Raw genomic sequence first — 19706 nt, forward strand, 5'->3', positions numbered from 1 at the left:
AGTATAATCCAAAATGAAAATTAGTTAACCCTAAATTTGTAGATGGCTTAAACTAATTCACCATTAAAAAAATGGTGATCCCAGTTAAACTCACTGGTAAACCACCATTTCATTTTAACATTATTTTTCTTTGGCTTGTCTTTTTTTTGTTTCATCCGCCAAATTTAGCAATTCGTGAGCATGTTCCAGGGCCAATTTGGTCACCTGGGTCCCAGCAGACATTCGGGCAATCTCATCGATCCGTGCATCCGAATCCAGCCGAGCCAAGGAAGTTTCAGTCCGTTCACCCACGATCTTCTTCGCAATAAAGTAGTGGTGATCAGCCATAGCCGCCACCTGCGGTAAATGGGTGATACACAAGACTTGAGACTCTCGGGCAATCCCACTGATCTTCTCGGCAATCGCCTGCGCCACTCGGCCACTGACCCCCGTATCGACTTCATCAAAGATAATGGACGTAATTCCCTGAGATTCAGAGAAAATGGTCTTGAGGGCCAGCATAATCCGGGACAGTTCCCCACCGGAGGCAATCTTCGCCAGGGGCCGCATTGCTTCTCCAGGGTTGGTTCGCAGGTAAAATTCCACGTGGTCGAGGCCAGTACTTAACAGACCCTCATTCTTGGGCCGGGAGAAACGAACGGCAAAGACCGTTTTGGCCATGTAAAGATCCGCGAGTTCCGCGTGAATGGCCTTTTCCAACTTCTCGGATGCATGGTGCCGAGCTTCACTCAGCTGTTCACCCACCTCGTGGAGCTTGGTTTCCTGCGCAGCTACCTGTTCCTCCAAATCGTCGGCTTGTTCGTCGGTCGCCTGCATCTGTTTTAATTCCGCCGCAATTTTATCGTAGTACTTGAGCACCTGTGACTCGGAGTCGCCGTACTTACGTTTGAGTTGATTGATCACGTCCAGACGCTGTTCAATGGCGTCTAACCGCCCCTCATCCCACTCGAGTAAATCCAATTGCGAAGACACGGCACCCACGGCATCCGTCAGCGCGTAGTAAGCCGTTTCTAAGCTGTCACTAATTTGTTTGAAGGCCGCGTCGAAGTCGGCAATGCCCTGCATGGCTTGCAAGGCACTACTCAGTTGGTCGGTTACACCCGGTGCCGTTTCCTCCCCCGTCAGCGTCATCTGACTGCGTTGCAGGGCATCGTTGATTCGTTGATAATTATCCAAGCGATCCCGTTCAGCCACCAGCTTATCCTCTTCCCCTGGTTGGAGGTTGGCGGATTCGATTTCATTCACCTGGAAGGTCAACATGTCTAAGTGTTGCGCCCATTCTTTTTCATTCGTCCGCCGATTTTCCAGCGTCGATTGAAGTTGGGTGTAGCGTCGATAGATCTGTCCATAATTTTCGCGGAGTTTAGCCACCTTGGCCCCGGCAAATTCGTCGAGCATCCCCAGGTGCTTCTCCGGCTGCATCAGCTCCTGATGCTCATTTTGCCCGTGAATATCCACGGCCGTCTCACCAATTCGTTTCAGGGTACTGGTATTGACCAGCATGCCGTTGACCCGACAGGTGTTGCGACCATTGGCGTGAATCTCTCTTTGGAGAATCACACTGCCATCATCATGGTCGATCCCCAGATCGTCCAAGACGCGGTAAGTGGTCCCGCCAGTTGGAAAGATAAAACTCCCTTGGATAATCGCCTTATCAGTCCCGGTCCGCACAAAGTTGGCCGAACCTCGACCACCGGCAAGCAAGCCTACGGCATCGATGATGATCGACTTTCCCGCTCCAGTTTCCCCGGTTAAAACGGTCATCCCATTCTTAAAGGCCACGTCGAGGTGGTCGATAATTGCAAAATTTTTAATCGACAGTTCTTGTAACACGTGTTGACCCCCTAAATAAAACGACCACCGCTGCTTATCAGCTTGTGCTGGTTAGTCAGTCGTGGTCGGTTTCTAATCCGCAATCATGCGGTTAATCGTCTTTTCCAATTGTAAAGCACCCTGATGGGAAACACAAATGGTGAGAACCGAGCTATCGTCACCCAGCGCTCCAAATACAAATTCATATCGCATCTGTGTCAGTAACGACGCAATAACTGGGCCATTACCCGGTAACACTTTCAGGATCGTTAGGTCGCCTTGAATGGCGAAGGAAACGTAGGCATTCTGTAAGGTGCGTTGTAATTTTTTCTGCGTATCGATCTTTTTCTGAACAGGGAGACTGTAGCGATAACCGCCGGACTCCGCGGGGAGCTTGACCAGTTGCATCTCTTTAATATCCCGTGAGATGGTGGCCTGGGTCACGTGAATCCCATCCTCGGCTAGGAGGTGGACAAAATCCTCTTGTCGTTCAATTTCTCGCGCAGTTAATAAACGTTTTAATAGCTGTTGGCGTTCCTGTTTCTTCATACTTGGCCCCCCCTATACGGATAAAATGCATAATCTTATCATATACCAGAGCTTAGTATTTGGAAAGCAAATTCTCATAATTTTCTCATAAACTATTTATTTAGGCCTTCGTAAGCCGCGTCAAGCGTGTCTTCAACGGAAACTGAACTTACACAGACTGCATTTTTATCAACTGATTTGAGGTGTACGAGAAACTCAATATTCCCCTCACCACCCTTAATTGGTGAATAATCCAGTCCTAAGACACTATAGCCGGTGGCCACAGCAAAATCAATGATACTCTGGACCACCTTGGCATGAACGGCGCGGTCCCGGATAATCCCGTGGGCCCCGACGTCCTCACGATCAGCTTCAAACTGCGGCTTAATGAGGGCGACCACCTCACCGCCAGTAGCTAGAATCCCCTTCAATGGTGGCAGGATGAGCTTTAATGAGATAAAGGACACGTCGATCGAGCTGAAGGTTGGCTGACCATGAGTAAAATCGGCCAACTGGCTGTACCGGAAGTTCGTGTGTTCCATCACCACGACCCGTGGATCTTCACGGAGCTTCCAGACCAGCTGATTACTGCCGACATCTAAGGCATAGCTGAGCTTGGCGCCGTTTTGAAGCATCACATCCGTGAAGCCCCCGGTCGATGACCCAATATCCAGCACCACCCGGTCAGTCACATCGATATCAAAGACCTCGAGGGCCTTCGCTAATTTAAACCCACCGCGCGACACGTAAGGTAAGGGGTGACCCTTTAAATGCAATTCGGTGTCGGCCGGAATTAACGTTCCCGGCTTATCCAAACGTTCTTCATTGGTCCCCAGGATTTCTCCGGCCATGACCGCCCGCTTCGCTTCGTCGAGCTCGTCAAAGATCCCTTGTTCCACTAATAACTCCGCGACTCGTTTTTTCTTCATGCCTTCACCCGTTTCGTGTCAAAATAACTAAAGAATGCCCGTAGTAATGAGGCATCGGTATCGGCTGGGAGATCGTCCAATGCCGCTTGTCCGGCCGCAATGGTCTTAATGAGGGCCTGATTAGCCCCCTGTAAACCAAGCTTGCCGGGATAGGTATTCTTGGCTTCCCCCGCATCCTTCTGAGTGGCCTTACCTAATTCCACCGCCGTACCCACCACATCTAAGATATCGTCGTAGATCTGAAAGGCCAAGCCAAAGGCATCGGCAAACCGCAAGTAGGCCGCACGCGCTGCCGTTGGGACACCACCCATGATGAGTCCCGCCGCGACCGCATAGTGCAGCAAGGCACCGGTCTTTTCCTTATGTAGCACCCGGAGGTCGGCTAACGGTAAGTCGACGGCTTCGGACTGAATGTCCTTGGCCTGACCCGCTACCATGCCCGCCGGACCGGCCGCCTGAGCCAGTGAGGTCACCAGCTCCGCCTGAACTGCGGCATCAAGGTCGGTGGCCGTCAACCATTGAAAGGCCAACGTCAACAACCCGTCACCAGCTAGTGTGGCCATCCCCGCCCCAAACTTCACGTGGTTAGTCGGTTCACCTCGCCGCAGATCATCATTATCCATGGCTGGTAAATCGTCGTGAATCAGGGAGTAGGTATGCAACAACTCCAGCGCCATGATCGGCCGCCATAACCGTTTAAGATCGACGGTCTGCCCTAGCGTCTGCAAGGTTGCTACCGTCAGTAAGGGCCGCAAACGTTTGCCCCCAGCCAAAACCGAATACTGCATAGCAGCAGCCAAACGATCGTCACCTGTGTCCTGCGCAATGGCATCGGCCAGCGGGGCATTCAGTCGCGGTAACCAGGCGGCCTCAAACGTTGCCAACTGAGTCTCAATCGGCATTGTCAGAGCCTCCTTGAGGGGTCTCAAAGGCCTGTTCCTGATCGTTGTCGTTCATCATGGTGGCCAGGGTCTTCTCGGCACCTTGGAGCGTCGTCTGGAGGGTCTTGCTGAGATCGACCCCCTTCTTAAATTGGGCGAGGGCTTCTTCCAACGGCACATCACCTTGTTCCAATTGAGTCACGATCTGTTCAAGTGTAGTTAAATTTTCTTCAAAGGTTGGTTGTTTTTCTTCAGTCATCTTGTTGGGTCTCCTTATCTGGTGTGATGCCCGTAATCTCTGCGGAAGCGGTCCCGCCATCTAAATGAATGGTGGCTGCCGCCAGCTTTAAGTCTGTAATGTGGCGAACCACGTGATCGTCTTGAACCACGTATCCGTAACCTCTACCCATGATCTTCAGTGGACTCAAATAGTCCAGACCATTGGCTAGTCGGCCGACTTTTTCCTGTTGAGCCGCCAAGTAGCGGGTAGCCGCGGCCGTCAACCGTGTGCGCAATTGGGCCACGTCCTGTTGTCCACGTTGAACCCGCGTTAACGGATTACGACTGCGTAAACCCTGTTTAGCCAGTGCCACACGTTGCCCCTGTTGGCGCAACTGGGCCTGCATGTTACGTTGTAAACCTTGCTGCGCGTGGTCTAAGCGCTGGACGTAAGTCTCATAGAGCCGTTGCGGTTGCTGGAACACGTAGGCCTTCAGGAGCTTATTCAATCGTTCCTGCTGGAAATTAATCCGGTTGGCCATGGCATTGTATAGCCGGGTACGTTGTTGCTGAAGTTTGAGGATCTCGTCATTTAAGACGGGAACCGCCAGCTCAGCCGCAGCTGTCGGCGTCGCCGCTCTAACATCGGCGACCAGGTCGGCGATCGTGGTATCCGTCTCGTGACCCACTGAGGAGATAATCGGAATGCGACTGGCCGCAATGGCCCGCGCTACCGACTCTTCATTGAATGGCCAGAGGTCTTCAATTGATCCCCCACCACGACCGATAATCAAGGTGTCATAACGGCCATCAGCATTCACCCGCTGGATCTGGCGTACCAGATCCGGGGCCGCGCCATCCCCTTGAACCACGGCAGGATACAACACGATCTGAGCAATCGGGTAACGTCGGCGAGTCGTCGTAATAATATCGCGAATGACCGCCCCACTAGGACTGGTAATCACCGCAATCCGCTTGGGAAAGCGTGGTAATGGCCGTTTAGGAGCACTAAATAGACCCTCAATCTCTAGCTTTTTCTTCAATTGTTCATAAGCCTGGTAAAGCTGACCGATCCCGTCTGGCTCCATGCGCTCGACGTAGATCTGGTAGCTCCCACTCGGTTCATACAGGGAGATGCGACCGGTCACCAGAACCTTCATCCCGGTTTCTGGCGTAAATTTTAATTTTTCGAAGGCCGACCGAAACATAATCGCATTAATCTTGGCGTGATCGTCCTTCAGGCTGAAGTATTGATGCGCATGCGGCCGTAACCGGAAATTGGAAATTTCACCGGTCAGATAAATCTTCCCCAGATAGGGGTCAACGTCAAATTTACGTTTTAAGTATTGCGTTAAGGCCGTTACCGTTAAATAATCATTGGTTGCCACGTTGTTCACTCCACTCACAAATATCCACGGTTTGTTGCATCAAAGTCGCGATGGTCATTGGACCCACGCCACCGGGAACCGGCGTGATGGCTCCGACACGGTCAAAGACCCCGTCAAAGTCGACATCCCCCGTCAGTTTTCCCTGGTCGTCGCGGTCCATTCCGACGTCAATCACGATGGCCCCCGGCTTCACGTCGTTGGCCTTAATCAGGTGAGCAACACCGGTTGCCACGACCAAAACATCGGCCTCACGGGTCACATCACTCAGATGTTTGGTATATACATGGGCAGTCGTGACCGTCATGTCGGCATTCAACAGCATGGCGGCCATGGGCCGGCCGACGATGCGGCTGCGACCCACCACCACGGCGTGCTTCCCTCGTAAATGAATATGGAGGGAAGCTAACATCGTCATGATTCCCCGTGGGGTACAAGATACGGGATAGTTGCCTGGTAAATTGTTGAAGAGGCGGCCCACATTAACGGGATGGAAGCCATCCACGTCCTTTTTAGGATCGATGGCGGCAACGACGGCTTGTTCGTCGAGACCTCGTGGTAATGGTGACTGCACGAGAATTCCATTGATGGTCGGGTCCTGATTGTACTCGGTCACGACACCCATCAGATCGGCCTGACTAACCGTTGCGGGGAGTTCCCGCACAACGGACTTGATTCCCAGCTTCACGGCCTTACGATGCTTGTTACGCACGTATAAGGCACTGGCCGGGTCATCCCCCACGATAATCACCGCAAGTCCGGGCGTAATCCCCCGTTCCGCTAGCTTAGCGACGCGTTGCTGGGTCTGTGCGTTCAGGTCCTTGGCCAATTGTTTGCCATCAATAATGGTCGTCATAAATTCTCATCCTCCCCAAAATCTTGCAAAGTTTAACTTCCATTTTAGCATATCTTTTCTGAAAACGGGGTGTCGATTCCCCCGGACTTTCAGATCGGGTGACGTGAGACTTGGGCCAAATAAAAAGGCGTTTGGGACGGCATCCCAGACGTCTTATTTCTCCAAACTGATATAGCCGAAACGTGCGTCCAAAGGCAGCTGGTTCCGCTTAAACCTGATAACCAAACAATCCAAGCCCGGGATTATTCGGTTATCAGCCTTAATGTTCGCCAGCTAACCACCTTTGGTCCCACTCTCACAAAAAAAGCCCAAGACATAAGGTCTCAGGCTTCTCAATTAATCTTCTTGGTTGGGCTCATTGTCCAGTGTGTGGGCCAATACCCCATTGATGAACCGTCGTGAACGGTCGTCACTAAACATCTTGGCTAATTCCAAGGCTTCGTTGACGGCCACTCGGTCGGGCACCTCATCCACGTGGTCAATTTCAAAGAATGCGAGTCGCATGATCACAAGATCAGTCTTCGCAATTCGTTTTAATTGCCACCCGGCACTCAGATACTGGTCGATTTGGGCGTCCAGTTCTGTTTGGTACTGGAGAACACCGTTAACCAGCGTCGACAAGTACTCCGGCACGGGGACGATTTGGTTGGGATCATCGGTCAGAACACGCTGATAGAGCGCGTCATGATCGGCTTCAGGGTTGGCATTTAATGCAAATAGCATTTGGAATGCACGTTCCCGAATCTGATGTCGTGTAAGTGTCACTATTGGTCACTGTCTCCTTCGTCGCTCTGGTTAAACAGGTGATCGGGATCGACCTGTTGCGCCGTCTTTTCGGGAATGACGCCTTCCACGTGAACGTTAACTTCACGTAAATCAAGGTCGGTCATGAACAACAGTTGTTGTTTTACGCTGTCTTGAATGGCTAAGGCAACCTTAGGAACCGCTACCCCGTAATCCAAGTAAACGTACACGTCAACTGCTAATTCATCGCCGTCAAACACCAACTTGACACCCTTGCCGTGTTGTTCCTTACGACCAAGGAGTTCCGTCACGCTGTTTGCCAGTGAACCACGCATCCGCGCAACGCCTTCGGTTTGGCTGGCCGCAATACCCACGATAATTTCGAGGACTTGTGGGGCCACCTCAATTCTGCCGAGTGCGGGTTCCTTTGATTCTAAAATGATATTAGTATCTTCTGCCATTCATTGACCCTCCCTTACTGATTAAACGTTGGACTAATTAAGCACGGGAAATGTAGGTCCCATCGGTCGTGTTGATCGAAAGCTTGTCCCCTTCGTTAACGAAGAAAGGCACTTGAACAACTAAACCAGTGTCCATCGTAGCGGGCTTGGAACCACCAGAAGCCGTGTTCCCCTTGATACCAGGTTCAGTAGCCTTAACTTCCAAGACAACCGTGTTTGGGACTTCGATTCCTAAGACTTCGGAACCGTATTGAATCAAGTTCACATCCATGTTTTCTTGTAAGTACAAGAGTTGGTCCTTGATGGAATCTGAAGGTACTTCGATTTGTTCGAAGTTGTCCGTGTCCATGAAGACACGACTGTCACCATCTTCGTAAAGATATTGCATGCTACGCGTTTGGATGTCAGCTAATTCCATCTTGGCACCAGAACGGAATGTCTTTTCTTGAACAGCACCCGTCCGTAAGTTCTTAAGCTTTGAACGTACGAAAGCGCCACCCTTACCGGGCTTGACGTGTTGGAATTCAACGATCCGCCAGATAGCGTGATCGACTTCGATAGTTAAACCATTTTTAAAATCAGCAGTAGAAATTGCCATAATGTTGTAGCCTCCTAAAATATGTCCTCTTTATAATATCAATTCTTACCCATAAAAAGCAAGACAGTAGCCGACTTACAGAATAATTAAATTCCGTGGGGCAGTCGTGAGGATCTCGTGCCCAGTCGCCGTAACCAAGATATCGTCTTCGATTCGCAAGCCACCCTCGTTGGCAAAGTACACCCCGGGTTCAACCGTAAGGACTTCGTTAGCGGCCATCACATCCGGCCAATGACGACCGATGTTTGGTCCCTCGTGGATGTCCAGTCCGATCCCATGACCAGTTCCGTGGATAAAGGCCGCGCCAAAACCACGGTCCGTCAGTAAGTCACGACCAATCCGATCGAGCTCACCACCGGTAACGCCCGGCTTGACGGCGGCAATGATTGCCTGTTGGGCATCTGCGACCGCCTGATAGGCTGATCGCAAGTGTTCACCAGGATCGCCCAGAGCGACGGTCCGAGTCACGTCAGACGTGTAGCCGTCAACGTAGAACCCACAATCAATGGTGACCATCTCGTGGTCGGCCAGCACCTTGTCACTCGCCGATCCATGCGGCCAAGCCGCGCGTTTGCCACTCGCCACGATCGTCTCGAAACTCGTCCCAGTCGCACCATGATCCAACATCCATTCACCGAGCCAATTGGCCACCTGCCGCTCCGTCTGACCGACCTTAATCTGGTCAAACAACGCGGTTAGGCCTTGACTCGTCAGCGCAGTTGCCCGGCGAATCGCAGCCAATTCAGTAGCGTCCTTAATCTGACGGAGATTATCAACCACCCCAGTCAGCGGCACGATGTCCGTTAACAGGTGCTCGTCTAACCACTGATACTCGTTGAACGGTAAACTATCCTCAATTCCGAGTACCGTGGCCCCAGCGGCCTGTAAGCGGTCATTAACGGCCTGCAGGTAGTCACGGGTAATCACCAGTGGCATCTCTGGCACCGTCGTCTGAAACTCCGTCTGATAACGGGCATCCGTGATGAACACCGCATCATGTGCCGTGACGAGCAAATACCCGTCACCGCCCTCCAAGCTAGCGCCCGCGAGATACTGTTGGTTGCTGGCATTGGAAACCAAGAAACTATCGATACTTAACCGATCAAATTGCGCTTGTAAACGTTCAATTCGAGTTGTCATGGACCGAACCTCCCTTGCTTTCTAAGAGAAAAAAGAAGAACTCAAAGCGAATTGGTCTCGCCTCAAGCTCTTCAGTCGTACGAGGAAAACCTCGTGTTATTTAGCTGCTTCTTCTGCAACTGGGTAAACGGATACTTGTCGCTTGTCGCGGCCGAGTCGTTCAAATTTAACAACACCAGCAACCTTAGCGAACAAAGTATCGTCACCACCGCGGCCAACGTTTACGCCAGGGTAAATGTGCGTCCCGCGTTGACGGTAAAGGATTGAGCCACCGGTAACGATAGAGCCGTCAGCAGCCTTCGTTCCAAGACGACGACCAGCTGAGTCCCGACCGTTGGCAGTGGACCCACCCCCTTTATGGTGAGAGAAGAATTGTAAGTTCATGTTCATCAGCATCTGTTTCACCTCCGCAATTTTAATCTTTTATTTGAGCGAATTTGACAAAATCCGCGTAATTTTCGGCTACATCCTTTAATCCATCCTCAAAACTCTGGAGGAGAGTCTGTCCCTTTAATTCGGCCGTTGCTTCCAGCTTTGGTGGTAGGGTAACTTCCAGAAAGCCCCCTGCCTGATCTCGATTGTCGACTTGCACCGGAATCGAAGCGACCCGTTGTAAGCCATTGACAGTACTGATCGCAAGCACCGATACCGCAGCACAAACAATGTCTTGACCGTACTCACCTGAGTCAGCATGGCCAGTGATTTGAAATGAATTGATTCGGTTGGTTCCATGATGGAACGTCGCATGAATCACGGCAATCGCCTCTTTAATCTTTGAGCTTAAGCGTTGATAGCATCAACGACAACCTTGGTATATGGTTGACGGTGACCTACCTTCGTGTGTTGGCCCTTCTTAGGCTTGTACTTGTAAGAAACAACCTTCTTTTCCAGACCCTGCTTTTCAACAGTTCCAGTTACGGTTGCGCCTGCAACAGTTGGCGTCCCGATCTTAGGCTTGTCACCACCGACAAAGACAACTTGGTCAAAAGTAACCTTTTCACCAGCTTCAACGTTTAACTTTTCGACGTAAACAGGTTGGCCTGCTTCGACCTTGTACTGCTTGCCGCCAGTTACGATAATTGCGTACATGGATGTGCACCTCCTTATATAGTTAGACTTAGACTCGCCGAAATCAAGTGCTCCACAAGGGAAAACTTAATAACTTGTTCCGAGCGGTTGCAGCTGTGGAAGTCCACAAATACAACATGAAAATTATACTTGATGGGATTCTCTACGTCAAGCTTTTTCTGTAACCAACGCGGAATCCAAGCCGACTAGCGAGAACCAATCGGCCAGAAGCGTGACTTCACTGGCGGCCAACTGTCGAAAGGATTGGGCTAAAAAGTCGGGTCGATAACGGCGATTATCTGCCAACCAGGCCTCAACCAGCCCCAGGAAGCCGGACGTTAAAAAGGTAATTTGAACGTCCAGTGGCGGATTTGACGTAACCGGCACATGCCGGCTATAGGTCTGTAACTCCTGAGAGAAGCGTTGCCGCAACCGTGGCCGGAATTGTGAAAATTGCGGGTCAAATAACACCGACAAGATCTGATGATTGGTATCCACGTAACGTAGTGCGGGGCCCAGGGCGAAACCACGGGTCAGCTCGCCATCTGGGGCCAAGGTGGTCTTCGCTGCGTCGAACCACTCTGTAATCACCTGTTGTTCAGTCTGAGCCAAGAAATCTGCCTTGTCCTTATAGTGAAGATAGAAGGTGCCGCGGGTAATCTCCGCCGTTTTGGTGAGTTGCTGGACTGAGATCTGCCGAAAAGTCTTTTGCTGCAGAAGCTGGCTGAGTGCCTGTCGTAGTCGATCATTGGTCCGTACGACACGCGGGTCTTGTTGTCCGATAATGATGACCTCCCTTCCCATGAGTCGCAAAAAGGAATCGAAACTTACGCTACGATTCCTTCAGTATCTATCAGTAATTATGAGCCTGTCGGTCGAGATTGACCTGACGTTTGGCCTCATAGGCTGCTTGAATTTCGTCTTGGCTGAAACCGAAATCCACGAAGCCCCATTTCAGAAAGAGCCGCCAAGCATGGCGGAAATCTTCCTGGCGATGTGCAAAGTGACTGTTAAACACCATGCGTTTCAAAATTAAGTACTGCTGATCCAGATCCTTGGCTGGACGACTCTTTTCAAGTCCGGCTAGATCCTCTTCGGTCGTCATGATCAGATGCGTCCAGGTCTTCTTGGCCGCAACCAGAAAGAAGAAATCCATGGCATCGGTATACTCGGTCAATAGCGTTTCTCGCGCCGTCTGACCATCCGTTGCTTTGCCCCGGTGGGTCTTCCAGACCTTGAACCACTCCGAGGTATTGGCAATCTCAGCGAGTTCAACGTCTAACGCCACATAGGCGTTCTCAATCTGCAACTGGCGGGACATCTCAATGTCCTTGTCCGCCGTAATCTGCTCGTCCAAGGCAATGGATTGTTGGACCAATTTGGCTAACTCTAACACGCTGTCTTACCTCCTAGCCGAAGATCAACGGATCGGATTTAATCTCCAAGTCCGTCAGGTTTTCTAAGTACCAGTCACGCATGAATGGGTATTTCAGGAGCACATCAAACCAGGAAATCTTCTGGTCATCGTCATGCACCGTCAGGACCCATTCTGGTTGACCGGACAATTGGTTGTTAAAGATGTCGACAACCACGCCTTCATCCAAAATAATCTCCGCCCCGTTGCCGTTGACGCCGTTCGTTAACATGTAATCATTTTGAGCGGCAACCACAAACAGGCGATCGACAATCCCAGCTGGCAAGTCAGCGGCGCGTACCGCGTAGTTTTGCCGGTTAGCCGCATCCAGAATGTTGAAGTCCACAGAGTAGCCGTAGTCTTCCTTCAGGTAGCGGGCAAAGTCAATTAAGACCTGAACAGAGGTCTTGACCGTCTCGGCTGGGACGGTCTCGTGTAAATCAATCACGAAGAGTTGCGTTAAAGCATGACTGTTAAACCGCAACATCTTACGTTCAAGGTTGAGATAGAACAGGGATTGTCCCGTGGCCCGTTCCCGGTAGAACACCCCGCCGTTTGCGGAAGGTTCAACCCGGAAGTTAAACGTGCCCCGGTCACCCAGAGACGTCAGTTGTTGGGTCAACTCTTCACGGTGATCCTGTGACTGTAAGATGACCTGGTTGCCTTGATCGTGTAATTCCAACATCCGTGACATGAATAATAAGTAGTAATCGGCATTACTGTATTGGTGAGGAAACGTCACGTAATCCGAGTCAAGTTGAAAATCAGCTAGCTGCGTGGCCGCACTGACCAACTCGTCAGGATTCGTGGTCCGAATCAATTGGTCCATTAACTTGGTGAAGGTCAAGCCGGTCTCAAGCCCCGTCTTGATGGCTTCGTTATAGTTCAGGAGCCGGCCACTGGTGGTCAGCGTCGATGGGTCATTTTCATTAATCATCGACCGTCACCTCACCCTCGCTCTTGCCTAACAGACTATTCAAGTAGTCCGCATATAGGCTGGCGTTGTGTGCCTCGAAATGTTCGAAGTCATCGAAGGCGTCACGAATACTCTGCTTTTCGTAATTCAAAATCGTATCTTCCTTGGACAAAACTAAGATCCGATCATCGTTGGCCTTGATTGCCTTGTGAGCATTTAAGGCCTTTTCGTCCTCATCGGCTAACTTGGTTAATTGGTCAATAATCGTTTGCCGCTCTTCCTTAACCTTCCCGGATTCCCATGGCATACTGCTCTTGCCACTGTTTTCCTTGAGTTGGTCACGGAGTTCAGCCTTTTGGCTGTCCCGGTCGTCTTGTGCGTCTACTAACTGTTGGAGTCGTTCACTTTCGGCAGAGACGGCTTCAATCTTAGCCGTGTTGAGCCGCTGATTCTGGCTCTCCAACGCAAAGGAATCGCGTAACTTCTGGTACTCGGTCTTGTCAAAGTCGAAACGAACGTTCACCACGTCCAAATCACCGAACAAACGTCGGTCCCACCAGTTTCCAAAGTAGATGTGGAACAGACCGGTCGTATATTCTTCATAGTAGAAGAATGGGTAAATATGCCCTAAGTAATCGATTAAATTGTCACTCAAATAATGGCTAATCTGGGGATGAATGTTATCGACCAGTTCGGCTAAATGATTCACGGCACGCTTGGTCCGCGTCTTCTTTACTTCTTGGTAATAGCGAACTTGATCAAGCAGTTCGTAGATTTTTCGGTCATCGCCGTGTTGAACTGCTGCTTGCATGGTACTCAAGTAGTCTAGTTTGTTTGCAATCGCTTGCGTCAAGATATCGGCTGCACTAGCTTGTTGTTCTTGGTTTTCCATGGATTATCCCTCATTCTCATGTTCCCTAGCCGTTGCTGAAAACATTTGGTTATACCTTCATGTTACCAAAAATGGGAACAGAATAAAGCAGTTTGGCCGAATTTCACTTGAAAACAAGGAATTTTTTAACCGCTTTCCGCTTTGTCCCCTCTCAAACGGCAAAAAGGACCGACCCCGCAAGGTCGATCCTTCGTTAGTTTGACAGTCAAGCCGTCAAACGCTGTTTTTTTAGTAGAGTTCCAGGTACTGATCACGTTCCCACTGGGAAACTTGGGTCCGGTAGGAATCGTATTCCAAGGTCTTGGCTTCGATGAAGCTCTGGAAGAGGTGTTCACCCATGGCTCCACGCATCACGTCATCGGCAGCTAAGTCCTTCAAAGCGTTGTGCAAGGTATCTGGCAGGTTCGTAATGTGGTTCTCCTGACGCTCAGAAGCATCCATACGGTAAATGTTACGGTCAACCGCCTCACGAGGGGCTAATTGGTTCCGCAACCCATCCAGGCCGGCTTCCAAGACGGCCGCGATAGCCAGGTATGGGTTGGCAGCAGGATCAACACTCCGCAATTCCAACCGGGTGGACAACCCACGAGAGTTTGGTACTCGAATCAATGGAGAACGGTTAGAACCGGACCAAGCCACGTAAACTGGGGCTTCGTAGCCAGGAACCAGACGCTTGTAACTGTTGACGATTGGGTTGCAGATGGCAGTAAAGCTCCGCGCATGCTTGAGTAACCCACCTAAGAAGTGGAACGCATCCTCAGACAGTTCCATATTGCCCTTGGCATCATAGAAGGCATTGCCTTGGTCGTGGAAAAGGGACATATTCAGATGCATCCCTGAGCCGTTGATACCAGCCAAAGGCTTAGGCATGAAGGTTGCATACAAGCCATACTTCCGGGCGATGGTCTTTACGACCAACTTGAACGTTTGGATGTTGTCGGCAGCGGTCAAGGCATCGGCATACTTGAAGTCAATTTCATGTTGGCCGGGTGCAACTTCATGGTGCGCCGCTTCGACGTCAAAGCCCATGTCTTCCATGGTCAAGACGATTTCACGACGACAGTTTTCGCCCAAGTCCATTGGGGCCATATCGAAGTAACTCCCCTTGTCATTGAGTTCTGTGGTTGGCTTGCCGTTTTCATCCATCTTAAACAGGAAGAATTCTGGTTCCGGCCCGATGTTGAAGTCGGTAAAGCCAGCCTTACGCATGTCATCTAAGACCCGAATCAGGTTATTCCGTGGGTCCCCTTCGAAAGGCTTACCATCGGTGGTGTAGACCTCACAAATGACCCGCGCAATCTTGCCTCTTTCGGTACTCCAAGGGAAGATCATCCAAGTCGAAAGGTCTGGGTATAAGTACATGTCACTTTCTTCAATCCGGACAAAACCGTCGATTGAAGACCCATCAAACATCAACTTGTTATCAAGTAACTTGTCTAATTGACTGATTGGGACCTCAACGTTCTTGATCGTGCCGAATAAATCCGTAAACATTAACCGTAAAAATTTGACGTTTTCTTCCTTCGCCATGCGGCGAATATCGTCCTTCGTATTGGTTGCTTTTACCATCCAAAATCGCTCCCTGTCAGTTATCTTGTCGTCTAATGTCGGTCGGGTTAAAAGGGTCGCTGAATCCCAGAATTGGGATGACCCAGACCACCCTGACGAATGAACTCGTCCTGCAAGATTCGCCGGACGTCCTCATCGGTCAGAGGCTGTTGCTGGGCCGACTGCTTGGCCATTGTGGCCGCGTTCTGCTGGTCGTAGATTGCCTTGATACCAGCGATGTTCACACCATCAGCCAGGTAATCTCGAATTTCCAGTAAGCGATCCACGTCGTTGAGTGAATACAAACGCCGATTCCCATCACTCCGTTCAGGCGTAATTAACCCCTGTGCTTCGTAATAGCGAATCTGCCGAGCAGTCAGGCTCGTCAGTTTCATGACAGTTCCCATCGGCAAAACGGCTAATGAACGCCGCAATTCCTTCTCTTTCATTCGACTGGCCCCCTTAACTTATGATGCCATCATACCACCTGGACAACGCGAGTCAAGCTTTCATGTCAGCTTTTCTAACATGAAAGTAAAAGATTTTATTAACTCCTTAGCCATTGGCCCACTTGATCGTCAATAGCTGCGCGTTGTTCGGGATGTTGAACCAAGTCATACCAAGTTGCCGTCGTCTGATTACGGAACCAGGTCAATTGGCGTTTGGCATAGTGTCGGGAGTCCTGTTTAATCTGGTCGACCGCTGCGGGCCAGGCATCTGGTTGGTCGATGACCGGTAATAGTTCTCGATAACCGATTCCGGTGGCCGCTGGGAGGGCTGTCCCCCCCTGCGCAGCCAGCCAGGCGACTTCATCCGTCAGGCCAGCCGTCATCATCAGATCGACCCGTTGATTAATTCGATCGTATAGCAGGGTTCGGTCAGTGTTCAACGCCAGATAGAGTTCGTCATATTGGGCGCCACTATCTGCTTGATGGGAGAATGGACGTCCCGTCACAGTGATCACTTCCAGGGCACGTACCGTGCGGCGGACGTTGGTGACTGGAATCTTACTAGCCGCCAAGGGATCCTGATCCGCCAATCGTTGCCACAGGGCTTGTGGTCCCTCTTCGGCTGCGATGGCGCGAAAGGTCTCACGCACCGCCGGATCACCGGGAGCCGACGATCCTAACCGCAGGCCATCAAACAATGCCTGTAGGTAAAAACCTGTCCCCCCGGCAATGATTGGCAAATGCCCACGGTCACGAATTTCTGTAATCAAGCGTTGGGCAGCCGCCACAAACTTGGCAACCGTGAACTGCTCATCGACATCACAAACGTCGACCAGGTGGTGGGTTGCCTGAGCCTGTTCTGCTGGCGTCGCCTTTGCCGTGCCAATGTCGAGATGACGATAGACCTGCATCGAGTCCCCTGAGATAATTTCACCATTGAATTTTTGTGCTAACGCAATCGCTAGTGCCGTCTTGCCCGCCGCAGTGGGACCGACAATTGCTAAAACCTTTTCCATGACTCTAGTCTCCTTGTATGTGACGTCGTAACCGGACTGCCCGCGCCGGATAGTCCGTGATGATGCCGCGAAAATGATGGCGAAAACAATAGGTCATATCTGCCGGCCGATTGACTGTCCAGGGACGCAATTGTACCCGGGGCAACCAAAATCGATGAACCTTGACCCAGCGAATATCTGGATGCCACTCGACCACCTGATGCCGCCGCAGTAGGCGTTTAGCCCAATTACTATTCGTCTGAAAAAGCTGCGCATATTCTGCCTGGGGATACAGCCGTTGCAGGCTAACCAATGATTGGGGCCGAAAGCTAGAGAAAACCAGCTTGAACGACCGGGAACGTTGCGCAAAATATGTGGCCACGCGCTCCTCAATGCCTGGGTAGGGATACTTATTTGTTTTTAATTCGAGGTTTAGACTGCCGGTGAAGTGCCGGTCGTTCAACAGATCCACCACCTCATCTAGCGTGGGAATGGTCGCCGTTAACTGTCGCTGTGGATCACCCGCATCCAGCTTCTGTAATTGGGCCAGCGTCAGATCCTTCACCGCACCGGTGCCAGTCGTGGTTCGGTCGACCGTCTCATCGTGAATGATGACGAGCTGGCCATCTCGGGACAACTGAACATCTGTCTCGATACCATCGGCGCCGGCGGTCAAGGCCGCTTCAAAAGCCATCAGGGTATTTTCTGGTAAAGTCCCGGCACTCCCACGATGCGCGAAGACCTGTGTCCGTTGGGTTTGTCCCATCTCGTCACCCCTCATTTTCTTTCCACTAGCAAGGTTACCACAAAATCCCGGTCATTTTGCGAAACTTTTACCGTACGACTTCCGCTAATCGCTAGCAATTTTAGCCGATAAACGGCATAATGGAAGCGGATAACTTAAATTCTACGATGATGGGAGTCGAGTTATGATGAAGCATTTTACCAAGGGATTTATCTTTGGCGTTGTGGCAACTGCTAGTGCCGTTGCTGGTGCCGTCTTCTCTTTCAAGAAGACTGTTGTGGAACCAATTGAGGATCAAGAATCCCGGTTTGAAGAAAACCGGAAGCGCGCTAATCGGAAGAGCCATTCAGCTCACCACGGTTAATCAGCCGCAAACAAAATGGACGTCTCGGTTAATTACCGGGACGTCCATTTTTGGTTTAATACTTTGTTTTCTTGGTCTTACCTTGCCACCGAGCGTAACCCGATTTCAAGATGTAAATTTCTTTATAGTCGTCCTTACCCAAAATCAAAGCGGCCCGCGTGCTCAAGGCCTTACTTTGGTCATACAAGTAAATGGGAAGGTCATCCCGCAATTGCTTGTAGTAAGCCTTAAACGTTGAATAAGGGATGTTCCGTGCGCCCAAAATATGGCCGGCGTCGAATTCCTTCTTTTCACGTAAATCAACGACCTGGGCCTTACGCATGCCCGCTTGGAAAGTCGCTTCATCGATGACCTTGGCCACGCGATTACGCCGAATGACCGTTGACCATTGCCAAGCGCCCCAAACTGCGACGAGAACGATAAGGATGATCAAGTAGACCGTCCATACTGAAATTGTACCTGCTGCTCCAATAACCAAAACTAATTCGCCCTTCCTAATTCCACAGACTCGTTAAGTCTTTTATTAATTTGTTTTTTGAAAACGTAGTGCTAAGGATGCCGCACCGATGATCCCGGCGTCGTTACCCAATTGTGCCAACCGGAGCTTAGTTGAATCCCGAACTGAAGGGAAGGCATTTTCTTGGAAGTAACGGGTCGTTGGTTGTAACAAGGTGTTCCCGGCATTTGACACACCCCCACCGATGATGATGTTGGCAGGGTTCAAAATGTTGGCTACGTTGGCCAAGGCCAAGCCAAGATAGAAGGTCACCCGGTCAACCACTTGGTTAGCCAAGATGTCTCCGTTATCAGCCAGGTAGAAGACCATCTTAGACGTGACACTCTCTTGATTGTCTTCCATTTCCTTTAAGCGAGACGTGCCCATGAAGTCCTTGGCCATGTCAGCGGCGACATGAACCACACCCGTTGCGGAGGCGTACTGTTCGAGACAGCCGCGCTTGCCACAGGTACACAGGTAACCATTAGGTTGAACGGTCACGTGGCCAAGTTCACCAGCGCCACCATTTACCCCATGAAGGAGGTGTCCACCGGCAATGACCCCGCCACCGACACCGGTCCCTAAGGTCACAAAGACAACATCGTCGTCCTTTTCCCCGGCACCCTTCCAGTATTCACCCAGTGACGCCACATTGGCATCATTGTCCAGAATGAACTGTAAGCCGACACCGGCCTGAATTTGATCGCGAACTCGTTGACGTTTCGTCCAGTTCAGGTTGAAGGCGCCAATGACCGTTCCATTCTCAATATCGACGGAACCTGGGGTCCCCATTCCGATACCAATAAAGTCGTTCTTACTGAATTCTGAATTACTGATGTGTTGATTGATGGACGTCACAATGTTTGGCACAATGTGGCTACCCTCATCGGTGATATCCGTAGGGATGCTCCACTTTGCAAGGACTTCGCCCGCAACGGACAAGAAGGCCATCTTGGTGGTTGTCCCACCCAAGTCAATTCCGATTAAATTACGTGCCATAACTCTAAATCCCTCCAATGGATTGGTGTTGATCTCTTGCTTTTTCGACTTCAATACGGTGTTCATGACGCAAAACGAGTTTGGCCGCGATGAAGGTCTTGGTGTCAACCACCCCGGCTTTTCGCAGATTGTTCAACTCCAAGGCCATCACCTCGATGTCCCACATTCGCTTGCCCACGTACACGTAAATATCAAATTTTTTAAGTAGCTGCTGAACATCATATAACGTTTTCATTGTCCCACAACCTCCATGAAATTGCACGAGCC

The 19706-nt window shown here is 50.8% G+C and carries 26 protein-coding genes and 1 other annotated feature; of the genes, 1 reads left to right on the forward strand and 25 read right to left on the reverse strand.

Annotated elements, in window-relative coordinates:
- Nucleotides 1–120: 120 nt before the first annotated feature.
- From recN to IV54_RS03145, 22 genes are all read right to left on the reverse strand, one after another.
- Nucleotides 121–1833, reverse strand: a complete 1713-nt coding sequence (recN, locus tag IV54_RS03040; RefSeq protein ID WP_057877923.1) for a DNA repair protein RecN — start codon at nucleotides 1831–1833, stop codon at nucleotides 121–123.
- Between the two features lie 72 nt (nucleotides 1834–1905).
- Nucleotides 1906–2361 (reverse strand): arginine repressor, encoded by a 456-nt coding sequence (locus IV54_RS03045; protein ID WP_057877924.1) that lies wholly within the window; start codon nucleotides 2359–2361, stop codon nucleotides 1906–1908.
- Between the two features lie 92 nt (nucleotides 2362–2453).
- Nucleotides 2454–3269, reverse strand: coding sequence for a TlyA family RNA methyltransferase (locus IV54_RS03050; protein ID WP_057877925.1), 816 nt, complete (start codon nucleotides 3267–3269; stop codon nucleotides 2454–2456).
- Nucleotides 3266–4171: a polyprenyl synthetase family protein gene (locus IV54_RS03055; protein ID WP_191980403.1), complete on the reverse strand. Its 906-nt coding sequence runs from the start codon at nucleotides 4169–4171 to the stop codon at nucleotides 3266–3268. The genes IV54_RS03050 and IV54_RS03055 overlap by 4 nt, the downstream gene beginning before the upstream one ends.
- Nucleotides 4161–4409 carry an exodeoxyribonuclease VII small subunit gene (locus IV54_RS03060; RefSeq protein ID WP_057877926.1) on the reverse strand — a complete coding sequence of 83 codons (249 nt, stop codon included), beginning with the start codon at nucleotides 4407–4409 and terminating at the stop codon, nucleotides 4161–4163. The genes IV54_RS03055 and IV54_RS03060 overlap by 11 nt, the downstream gene beginning before the upstream one ends.
- Complete coding sequence (xseA, locus tag IV54_RS03065; protein WP_057877927.1) at nucleotides 4402–5757, reverse strand: exodeoxyribonuclease VII large subunit; 1356 nt, start codon at nucleotides 5755–5757, stop codon at nucleotides 4402–4404. Before xseA ends, IV54_RS03060 begins: the two co-directional genes overlap by 8 nt.
- The gene (folD, locus tag IV54_RS03070) at nucleotides 5744–6610 is read right to left on the reverse strand and encodes a bifunctional methylenetetrahydrofolate dehydrogenase/methenyltetrahydrofolate cyclohydrolase FolD (RefSeq protein ID WP_057877928.1); all 867 of its coding nucleotides are present in this window, start codon (nucleotides 6608–6610) and stop codon (nucleotides 5744–5746) included. Before folD ends, xseA begins: the two co-directional genes overlap by 14 nt.
- Before the next feature lie 336 nt (nucleotides 6611–6946).
- Nucleotides 6947–7375, reverse strand: a complete 429-nt coding sequence (gene nusB / locus IV54_RS03075; RefSeq protein WP_057877929.1) for a transcription antitermination factor NusB — start codon at nucleotides 7373–7375, stop codon at nucleotides 6947–6949.
- Complete coding sequence (locus IV54_RS03080; protein ID WP_057877930.1) at nucleotides 7375–7815, reverse strand: Asp23/Gls24 family envelope stress response protein; 441 nt, start codon at nucleotides 7813–7815, stop codon at nucleotides 7375–7377. Before IV54_RS03080 ends, nusB begins: the two co-directional genes overlap by 1 nt.
- Nucleotides 7816–7852: 37 nt before the next feature.
- On the reverse strand, nucleotides 7853–8413 hold the full coding sequence (efp, locus tag IV54_RS03085) for an elongation factor P (RefSeq protein ID WP_057877931.1): 561 nt from the start codon (nucleotides 8411–8413) through the stop codon (nucleotides 7853–7855).
- 75 nt (nucleotides 8414–8488) lie between these two features.
- Entirely contained in the window at nucleotides 8489–9553 is a 1065-nt protein-coding gene (locus IV54_RS03090; RefSeq protein WP_057877932.1) for a M24 family metallopeptidase, read from the reverse strand.
- A gap of 96 nt (nucleotides 9554–9649) precedes the next feature.
- Nucleotides 9650–9943 (reverse strand): 50S ribosomal protein L27, encoded by a 294-nt coding sequence (gene rpmA, locus IV54_RS03095; RefSeq protein WP_057878009.1) that lies wholly within the window; start codon nucleotides 9941–9943, stop codon nucleotides 9650–9652.
- A 25-nt stretch (nucleotides 9944–9968) separates the two neighbouring features.
- Nucleotides 9969–10307 (reverse strand): ribosomal-processing cysteine protease Prp, encoded by a 339-nt coding sequence (locus IV54_RS03100; protein ID WP_057877933.1) that lies wholly within the window; start codon nucleotides 10305–10307, stop codon nucleotides 9969–9971.
- 26 nt (nucleotides 10308–10333) lie between these two features.
- A complete protein-coding gene (rplU, locus tag IV54_RS03105; RefSeq protein ID WP_057877934.1) occupies nucleotides 10334–10642 on the reverse strand; it encodes a 50S ribosomal protein L21 in 309 nt (102 codons plus the stop codon).
- Nucleotides 10643–10662: 20 nt separating this feature from the next.
- Nucleotides 10663–10741, reverse strand: a sequence feature (ribosomal protein L21 leader region).
- 48 nt (nucleotides 10742–10789) lie between these two features.
- The gene (locus IV54_RS03110; RefSeq protein ID WP_083488486.1) at nucleotides 10790–11425 is read right to left on the reverse strand and encodes a TetR/AcrR family transcriptional regulator; all 636 of its coding nucleotides are present in this window, start codon (nucleotides 11423–11425) and stop codon (nucleotides 10790–10792) included.
- A 49-nt stretch (nucleotides 11426–11474) separates the two neighbouring features.
- On the reverse strand, nucleotides 11475–12017 hold the full coding sequence (locus tag IV54_RS03115; RefSeq protein ID WP_057877935.1) for a dUTPase: 543 nt from the start codon (nucleotides 12015–12017) through the stop codon (nucleotides 11475–11477).
- A 13-nt stretch (nucleotides 12018–12030) separates the two neighbouring features.
- Nucleotides 12031–12972: a hypothetical protein gene (locus IV54_RS03120; RefSeq protein ID WP_057877936.1), complete on the reverse strand. Its 942-nt coding sequence runs from the start codon at nucleotides 12970–12972 to the stop codon at nucleotides 12031–12033.
- The gene (locus tag IV54_RS03125) at nucleotides 12965–13843 is read right to left on the reverse strand and encodes a hypothetical protein (RefSeq protein WP_057877937.1); all 879 of its coding nucleotides are present in this window, start codon (nucleotides 13841–13843) and stop codon (nucleotides 12965–12967) included. The genes IV54_RS03120 and IV54_RS03125 overlap by 8 nt, the downstream gene beginning before the upstream one ends.
- 228 nt (nucleotides 13844–14071) lie before the next feature.
- The gene (gene glnA, locus IV54_RS03130) at nucleotides 14072–15412 is read right to left on the reverse strand and encodes a type I glutamate--ammonia ligase (RefSeq protein ID WP_057877938.1); all 1341 of its coding nucleotides are present in this window, start codon (nucleotides 15410–15412) and stop codon (nucleotides 14072–14074) included.
- 47 nt (nucleotides 15413–15459) lie between these two features.
- Nucleotides 15460–15840, reverse strand: coding sequence for a MerR family transcriptional regulator (locus IV54_RS03135; protein WP_057877939.1), 381 nt, complete (start codon nucleotides 15838–15840; stop codon nucleotides 15460–15462).
- A gap of 98 nt (nucleotides 15841–15938) precedes the next feature.
- On the reverse strand, nucleotides 15939–16856 hold the full coding sequence (miaA, locus tag IV54_RS03140) for a tRNA (adenosine(37)-N6)-dimethylallyltransferase MiaA (protein ID WP_057877940.1): 918 nt from the start codon (nucleotides 16854–16856) through the stop codon (nucleotides 15939–15941).
- A gap of 4 nt (nucleotides 16857–16860) precedes the next feature.
- The gene (locus tag IV54_RS03145) at nucleotides 16861–17601 is read right to left on the reverse strand and encodes a glycerophosphodiester phosphodiesterase (RefSeq protein WP_057877941.1); all 741 of its coding nucleotides are present in this window, start codon (nucleotides 17599–17601) and stop codon (nucleotides 16861–16863) included.
- Nucleotides 17602–17767: 166 nt separating this feature from the next.
- Between IV54_RS03145 and IV54_RS03150 the strand changes: the two genes are divergently transcribed.
- The gene (locus tag IV54_RS03150) at nucleotides 17768–17944 is read left to right on the forward strand and encodes a DUF3042 family protein (protein ID WP_083488489.1); all 177 of its coding nucleotides are present in this window, start codon (nucleotides 17768–17770) and stop codon (nucleotides 17942–17944) included.
- A gap of 55 nt (nucleotides 17945–17999) precedes the next feature.
- On the opposite strand, the gene IV54_RS03155 is transcribed toward IV54_RS03150, so the two are convergent.
- From IV54_RS03155 to IV54_RS03165, 3 genes are read right to left on the reverse strand one after another with little or no spacing between them, the layout of a single operon-like run.
- Nucleotides 18000–18422, reverse strand: coding sequence for a rhodanese-like domain-containing protein (locus tag IV54_RS03155; protein WP_057877943.1), 423 nt, complete (start codon nucleotides 18420–18422; stop codon nucleotides 18000–18002).
- 45 nt (nucleotides 18423–18467) lie between these two features.
- Nucleotides 18468–19439: an ROK family glucokinase gene (locus tag IV54_RS03160; RefSeq protein WP_057877944.1), complete on the reverse strand. Its 972-nt coding sequence runs from the start codon at nucleotides 19437–19439 to the stop codon at nucleotides 18468–18470.
- A 4-nt stretch (nucleotides 19440–19443) separates the two neighbouring features.
- Nucleotides 19444–19674 (reverse strand): YqgQ family protein, encoded by a 231-nt coding sequence (locus IV54_RS03165; RefSeq protein WP_057877945.1) that lies wholly within the window; start codon nucleotides 19672–19674, stop codon nucleotides 19444–19446.
- Between the last annotated feature and the right edge of the window lie 32 nt (nucleotides 19675–19706).

Origin of the sequence: Levilactobacillus paucivorans, assembly GCF_001437125.1 — a bacterium.
GTDB lineage: Bacteria > Bacillota > Bacilli > Lactobacillales > Lactobacillaceae > Levilactobacillus > Levilactobacillus paucivorans.

Coding starts and splice junctions, on each gene's coding strand:
- folD (WP_057877928.1), bottom strand. CDS start 6,610: ATGACGACCATTATTGATGGCAAACAATTGGCCAAGGACCTGAACGCA.
- IV54_RS03060 (WP_057877926.1), bottom strand. CDS start 4,409: ATGACTGAAGAAAAACAACCAACCTTTGAAGAAAATTTAACTACACTT.
- IV54_RS03045 (WP_057877924.1), bottom strand. CDS start 2,361: ATGAAGAAACAGGAACGCCAACAGCTATTAAAACGTTTATTAACTGCG.
- miaA (WP_057877940.1), bottom strand. CDS start 16,856: ATGGAAAAGGTTTTAGCAATTGTCGGTCCCACTGCGGCGGGCAAGACG.
- IV54_RS03080 (WP_057877930.1), bottom strand. CDS start 7,815: ATGGCAGAAGATACTAATATCATTTTAGAATCAAAGGAACCCGCACTC.
- IV54_RS03165 (WP_057877945.1), bottom strand. CDS start 19,674: ATGAAAACGTTATATGATGTTCAGCAGCTACTTAAAAAATTTGATATT.
- glnA (WP_057877938.1), bottom strand. CDS start 15,412: ATGGTAAAAGCAACCAATACGAAGGACGATATTCGCCGCATGGCGAAG.
- IV54_RS03160 (WP_057877944.1), bottom strand. CDS start 19,439: ATGGCACGTAATTTAATCGGAATTGACTTGGGTGGGACAACCACCAAG.
- IV54_RS03055 (WP_191980403.1), bottom strand. CDS start 4,171: ATGCCGATTGAGACTCAGTTGGCAACGTTTGAGGCCGCCTGGTTACCG.
- IV54_RS03125 (WP_057877937.1), bottom strand. CDS start 13,843: ATGGAAAACCAAGAACAACAAGCTAGTGCAGCCGATATCTTGACGCAA.
- IV54_RS03120 (WP_057877936.1), bottom strand. CDS start 12,972: ATGATTAATGAAAATGACCCATCGACGCTGACCACCAGTGGCCGGCTC.
- IV54_RS03145 (WP_057877941.1), bottom strand. CDS start 17,601: ATGGGACAAACCCAACGGACACAGGTCTTCGCGCATCGTGGGAGTGCC.
- efp (WP_057877931.1), bottom strand. CDS start 8,413: ATGGCAATTTCTACTGCTGATTTTAAAAATGGTTTAACTATCGAAGTC.
- IV54_RS03050 (WP_057877925.1), bottom strand. CDS start 3,269: ATGAAGAAAAAACGAGTCGCGGAGTTATTAGTGGAACAAGGGATCTTT.
- rplU (WP_057877934.1), bottom strand. CDS start 10,642: ATGTACGCAATTATCGTAACTGGCGGCAAGCAGTACAAGGTCGAAGCA.
- IV54_RS03090 (WP_057877932.1), bottom strand. CDS start 9,553: ATGACAACTCGAATTGAACGTTTACAAGCGCAATTTGATCGGTTAAGT.
- rpmA (WP_057878009.1), bottom strand. CDS start 9,943: ATGAACATGAACTTACAATTCTTCTCTCACCATAAAGGGGGTGGGTCC.
- IV54_RS03110 (WP_083488486.1), bottom strand. CDS start 11,425: ATGGGAAGGGAGGTCATCATTATCGGACAACAAGACCCGCGTGTCGTA.
- IV54_RS03150 (WP_083488489.1), top strand. CDS start 17,768: ATGAAGCATTTTACCAAGGGATTTATCTTTGGCGTTGTGGCAACTGCT.
- IV54_RS03135 (WP_057877939.1), bottom strand. CDS start 15,840: ATGAAAGAGAAGGAATTGCGGCGTTCATTAGCCGTTTTGCCGATGGGA.